General features: G+C 45.6%; 6 protein-coding genes. All 6 read right to left on the bottom strand.

Going from position 1 to position 6,072, the window contains the following annotated elements; genetic code table 11:
• Nucleotides 1–263: 263 nt before the first annotated feature.
• Nucleotides 264–1,754, bottom strand: a complete 1,491-nt coding sequence (locus tag QUB20_RS21635) for a DUF697 domain-containing protein (RefSeq protein WP_333251395.1) — start codon at nucleotides 1,752–1,754, stop codon at nucleotides 264–266.
• An 83-nt stretch (nucleotides 1,755–1,837) separates the two neighbouring features.
• Entirely contained in the window at nucleotides 1,838–2,233 is a 396-nt protein-coding gene (locus QUB20_RS21630) for a hypothetical protein (RefSeq protein WP_333291642.1), read from the bottom strand.
• Nucleotides 2,234–2,255: 22 nt separating this feature from the next.
• On the bottom strand, nucleotides 2,256–3,704 hold the full coding sequence (locus QUB20_RS21625; protein ID WP_333251390.1) for a slr1306 family protein: 1,449 nt from the start codon (nucleotides 3,702–3,704) through the stop codon (nucleotides 2,256–2,258).
• Between the two features lie 250 nt (nucleotides 3,705–3,954).
• The gene (locus tag QUB20_RS21620) at nucleotides 3,955–4,377 is read right to left on the bottom strand and encodes a thioesterase family protein (RefSeq protein WP_333251388.1); all 423 of its coding nucleotides are present in this window, start codon (nucleotides 4,375–4,377) and stop codon (nucleotides 3,955–3,957) included.
• Nucleotide 4,378: 1 nt separating this feature from the next.
• Nucleotides 4,379–4,531 (bottom strand): hypothetical protein, encoded by a 153-nt coding sequence (locus QUB20_RS21615; RefSeq protein ID WP_333291640.1) that lies wholly within the window; start codon nucleotides 4,529–4,531, stop codon nucleotides 4,379–4,381.
• Between the two features lie 397 nt (nucleotides 4,532–4,928).
• The gene (locus QUB20_RS21610; protein ID WP_333212449.1) at nucleotides 4,929–6,011 is read right to left on the bottom strand and encodes an ATP-dependent 6-phosphofructokinase; all 1,083 of its coding nucleotides are present in this window, start codon (nucleotides 6,009–6,011) and stop codon (nucleotides 4,929–4,931) included.
• Between the last annotated feature and the right edge of the window lie 61 nt (nucleotides 6,012–6,072).

Raw genomic sequence — 6,072 nt, 5'->3', positions numbered from 1 at the left:
TCCCGCCCGTCCTTTTTGGACGGGCGGGACGCCCATCCCACAAACTTGTGGAAGTTATTTAATTCTCATTCCTTAGATTTTAGATTTTAGATTAAAGAAGGGGGTATCACTGATGAGCATGGTGGTTTGGAGTTTACCTACAGTTGCATTCTTTTTTGACAGTTGTAGAAGAATAAAAGCAGTAGGGTGCGTCAGATCCTAACTCTTCAATTATCACAAATAACCCTCTCCTGACGCACCCTACTCAACTACTAGGGCAATTTTTAAGTGCCAATTTTAAACTCTTGCTGCAGGCGATCGATAATTGTATTACGCTCGATGGTAGCGAGAATTTGTTGAATTACCGTATCTTGTCCCAGGGGGCCCCAGGTGCAGCCTTTTTCTAAGTAAACTTGGGCGGCACGACCGACAGCGTAGGTTCCGTAAGCTGCTAAACTAGCTTGAGTGACAGCAACTCCGGCAAAAGTAGAAAAGCCGATGTGCGGGGCCGCTGCTGCTGCACTTTTGCCAAATCCCAACAGAAAACTGCTACCTAATTCTCCCAAAAGTACGCCGCCAGCGCTGGAGAAAATAGTCTGCCAAAGTTTGCCGGCTTCGTAACCAGTCATGGGTAAGCCGTAAAGTCTCGATAAAGAGCGAATTAAGGCTAAATCTGCGACACTTGCTCCCATTACATCCAAGAATGCCACTGGATTTAAACCGACAGCCAAAGCTTTATATTTTGCAAATTGCCAGATTAAATCTTCGGCTTCTGTTTGTCGCAATTTGAGAACGTGACGGGCAATGTTTGCTTCGGCATCTCTAGCTTCAACTAAAGCATTTAGAGCGAGGAGCGATCGACCTTCTCTGTTAAGAATTGTCAGAATTTTATGTTTGAGTTCGTCTATCTGCGCGGGGGGCGACTCCCATTCGTTAGTTACTCTTCCGTCGGCCCATTCCACCCGCACTTGCACCGGTGCTGGTTCGGCGGCTACCATGACTATTTCTAATGATTTGGAAGTTTTAGGCGGTGATTTTGCAGTAGATTTATCAGATGGGTTGTTTGGGCGATCGGACAAATTTTCGCTATCTTTTTCCTCTTTTACCGCAGCGGCTGCTAACTCTTCAGAATTTGCCAGCGCTTGCAAACTTTGGAAAATAGCTTTTCTGTCTAATTCTGGATACAGGTCAATTTTATTAAAAACTAAAATTACCGGTTTTTGAGCTGTTTGCAATTCGCACAGTGCTTGATATTCAGTTCGGGTGATATCACCTGCAACGACAAACAGAATTAAGTCAGCTTGGCGAGTTACTTGTTTCGCCATTTCGCCGCGCACTTCGCCGCCAACTTCATCAAGTCCGGGAGTATCGATTAATTCTACTTGCACCCCTCCTTTCCCCCCCTTGGCCAGGGGGGGTTGGGGGGATTCCTCGCTGTCAAGGAAGGATAAAGGCACACTCCAGCGCACGGAACGCGGCCACTGAGTCACGCCGTTGAGGGGGCCTGTTTGCAGAATTTTGTGACCTAAAAGCGCGTTTAATACGGCTGACTTGCCACGGCTGACTAAGCCGAAAGTAGCAATGCGGATGATGTTGTAGTCTAGTTTTTCTGAGGTGGAAGTTAAAATATCTAACTGATATTGCAGCGCCGCTTCTAATTCTGTATTATTCGAGTTCTTTTTCCCTTGGCGCAGGTGGGAGTAGCGCGCCAGGGCTTCGCGCAAACTGGCGCGGGCAAGGGATAAGCGATTTTCTTGAAGGGAATTGTCAGCCATTGGCGATCGGCTTTTTTAAGCAGGTAGAATTGATCGTCGAATTATAAATCCTATTTCTTATTTTAATACAATTTTTCATAAATTTATAATTTTTTGGTAAAATTTCCAAAAAATATTGAACGGGCAAGATGCCCGTTCCACAATAACAAAAAATTTTTTGTGGAACAGGCATCTTGCCTGTTCTTCCACAATAACAAAATTTTTTGTGGAACAGGCATCTTGCCTGTTCTTCCACAATAACAAAATTTTTTGTGGAACAGGCATCTTGCCTGTTCTTCCACAATAACAAAAAATTTTTTGTGGAACAGGCATCTTGCCTGTTCTTCCACAATAACGGGCAAGATGCCCGTTCCACAATAACAAAAATTTTTTGTGGAACAGGCATCTTGCCTGTTCTTCCACAACCAAAAAACTGTCTTGTGGAACAGGCATCTTGCCTGTTCTTCCACAACCAAAAAACTGTCTTGTGGAACAGGCATCTTGCCTGTTCCTTTATTTTACTTAATTGGCCACGGACTTAACGGTTTCGGGCCCAGATACCTGAGATGAAAGGCGACTCGCCACTTGGTTGACGAAAGATTGCAAGAAAGAAACTTGCTGATTTTGCGTAAATACTGCTTGCAAAGTTTTAGTCAAGTGGTCGATATTTAAAATGCCTATTGCAGCATTTTCCCCTTCTCGACTTTGGAAATATTCAATTAAACTCAGTCCAGCAATTCTGGTAAAATATGCTGCACTAATTCCCTGCACCGCGCCTCCTGCTACATAGGTGACGGCATTGCTTTTCAGCAGTCCAGTAATAGTTTGAGTAGACAGTTCTACTAATCCCAATTTAAACATTTGAGTTGCCAAAGTTCCGGCTACTGTCTTAGCTTGGTCTAAGGAAAACTTTTGCTGGTAGATGGCGCCGAGATCGATTACGAGTTGGGTGCTGATAGCGGTTGTTGCTAGCAAGTCTAAAGCTGGAACCGGGTTAGTAAAGACGGCGGCGGCGGCGATGTACTGATATTGTTCGATAATGGGAATTGCCCGATCGCGCCTGACCGCATTTAAGAAGGTTTTTGCCTCTAACTTGATACTTGCAGCCTCGCGCACTGCACTCGCCCAGACCAACTGTTGCCGTTCTTCCGTTAAGATTTTAGTCAATCTTTCCGTCAGCCCGTCGAGTTGAGAGACTTGATTTTCGATCCGTTCTTTAAATGTGCCGTCCGCTTGGTGCTGGCGCACTTTAATAGAATTGGGAGAAGCGGCGATCGCAATTATCTCTTCTGTCCCCAATATTCCTTGCATTTTCTGCTGCAAAGAGTTCAAAACCTGCGACTGCTGTTCTGGCAAATATTGGTCTTGTTTGTTCCAGACTAGCAGCACGCGCTGACCGGCGGACGCTAGCTGAGATAATGTTTTAAATTCTGAATCTGTGATGTCGCCCGCTGTCACAAACAGCACTAAATCACCGCCGATTTTGGCATCGGCATTTGTATTAGCAAACAGCGCGGCAGTTTCTTGTAAACTAAGCTTTTGCGGGTGTTGAGATGCCCAATTAGAATTTAAAACTTGAATTAAGGCAGTTTTGCCGACAGCTTTGCCGCCAGTTACGGTAATCCGTAAATCTTGTCTGTCTAATTCGGCTCTGAGCCGATCGAGCTTTGCTGTTAGATTAGCAGGATCGGCGGAGTTTTGAGCTTCTGAGGCTAGCAATTTAATTGCTGCTTCCGAAGCCGCGATCGCTTTTTCGGCTGCTTCCCGGTTCGCCAGGGGTTGCGGGAGTGCGAGTTCGAGTTTGGGGGATTGTTGTTTCCACCACCAATAACCCGCACCGGCAGCAGCCAAGCCGATGAGTGCCGTTTCGCCCATTTCTGAACCCGAATGCTGTAGAGTTTCCAGCAGCCACAGCGCCGCTGAAAGTCCTATTCCGCCAATTAAAATCGGTCGCCGCAAGTTAAGTGTCATTTTTCCCTTCCTGTGGGTATTGTCGCCAAGCTTAACCTTACCGGGCTTGGCCTCCCTCCCTCTCTTCCATCGTACCTCTGCGGCATCCAAACTGGCAGGCGGGCGATCCGACTTTTTGCGATCGGGATTTGCGGCCCCGGCGACAATCAACCTTTTGCACTTCTACAAACGGGGAATGAAGGACTGAAGTCCTCACTACAAACCAATAGATTTTTACATGATTTTGCAAATATAATAGTGGATTTTTTCTCTAGGTTGGTAATGCTTGAAACTGCGATTGAAAAATATCAATTATTTGTTTGGGAATTGCTCGCGGGCGCATGGTGGTAACTTCAACCCAAACCCAAAGCGCCTCTGCTTTTAACAAGATTTCCTCATTTCCAGCTAAGCGAATTTCGTAGCGGCGGACAGCGCGCGGGCCGCGCATTTGTTCGATCCAAGTGGATATCTCCAATCGATCGCCCGCGGCTGCAGATCGCAAATAGTCAATTTCTATCCGTCGCATTACAAAGACGCCGCCCAATTCCCGGTAGCGATCGAGAGTAAATCCCAAATGTTCTAAATGTTCGATCGCAGCGTGTTCTAAATAATGCTGGTAGACAGCATTATTTACGTGACCGAGAGCATCCATTTCATAATGTCGCACTCTAATTTGTGTAGTAAATGGTGTCAATTTATCCCCTTTCCACTTGTTGCGGTATTTTGTAGTTCCGAGTGCGATCGCACTCTGGGTCGATACTCGCTCGGAACTGATTGCAAGTTATACTAAATAGTTGAAACGTCACTGCTTCCAGGTTAATCTTACTCCTGGAAGCACAGACGGTCAATCGATTTTAGATTTTAGATTTTAGATTTTAGATTTATCCCACGGATAAATGCGGGGGCTTGAGGATTTTCGATTTTCGATTTTGGATTCCACGGATAAATCACGTGGCGGATACCACCTTTGAAATTCTTGGTCAATCGATTTTAGATTTTAGATTTTAGATTTTAGATTGACCCCACGGATAAATGCGGGGGCTTGAGGATTTTCGATTTTCGATTTTGGATTGATTCCACGGATAAATCACGTGGCGGATACCACCTTTGAAATTCTTGGTCATCACCTTGGTTTTTTTACGACCATACACTAGCTTAAAACCCTCAGTCTCGGTTAAAAAAGCCGGTTTCTTGGTTCTGAGTGCGTCCCCGACTAAATCTTTGAGAAATCGGAGGGGTAATTGTTTAGTCCCCTAGACAAATCCCTAAACCGCGGGCCGTTTTAACCAGAGTACCATCGAAGTCTACAGGTCTGTATTTGGCGATCGCATCTTCCAGAGGAACCCTCACAACTTCCCGCTTTTGCCAAGATACCATGCAGTCGTATTTCTCTTCGGCAATTAAATCAACTGCTGCGACGCCAAAAGCAGAAGCAATTAACCTTTCTAGCGATGAAGGAGTTCCTCCGCGTTGAATATGCCCCAAAACAGTGACGCGAGTTTCTGCACCGCTGCAGTCAGAAATTGTATCAGCTAAATACTGACCAATTCCGCCTAATCGACTTTGACCTAAGCGATTTGTTTGCATTACTAACTCGCCTTCTTCAGTGCGAACTGCCTCCGCTACTATAATTAAACAGTAGTTTTTTCCCCGGTCTTGGCGTTCTTGGATTTGGGCACAGATTTTGGAAATTGTGTAAGGGATTTCTGGAATCAAAATTATATCAGCTCCTCCAGAAATTCCGGCACTGATCGCAATATGTCCCGCGTCGCGTCCCATGACTTCGACAATCATGACGCGACTGTGACTTGCGGCAGTAAAATGCAAGCGATCGAGTGCTTCAGTGGCAATATTTACCGCAGTATCAAAACCGATAGAACGCTCGGTAATTCCAACATCATTATCAATAGTTTTAGGAATCGCAACTAAATTCAAATTACCTTGTTGAGCAATCTTCCTGAGAATGGCAAGACTACCGTCGCCACCAATCCCAATTAAAGCATCCAAACCTAATTGATGATAGCCTTCGATAATGTCGTCAGAACGATCGCGTAGAGTGCCATCAGGCATCGGGAAAGCAAAAGGGTCGCCCTTATTTGTCGTGCCTAACATCGTACCGCCAATGGTGAGCCACGAGTCTACTTTCTCAATATCCAAAGGAATTGCTGCAGGGGGACGACTCATCAATCCGTTGGTGGCTTGACGAATCCCCATCACTTTCCAATTGTAAGTTCCCGTTGCGCGGTAGACAACGGCTCGAATAACTGCGTTTAAGCCGGCACAGTCACCCCCGCTGGTGAGGATACCGATACATTTTTGTTCTCCCATAATTAATGCCCGACTTTTGTTCTTCAAAACATGAGTTGATATTTTTAGATGCCGATCGTCT

Origin of the sequence: Microcoleus sp. B4-C2, from assembly GCF_036705265.1 — a bacterium.
Lineage (GTDB): Bacteria > Cyanobacteriota > Cyanobacteriia > Cyanobacteriales > Microcoleaceae > Microcoleus.
This window is presented reverse-complemented; position numbering and strand designations above follow the sequence as displayed.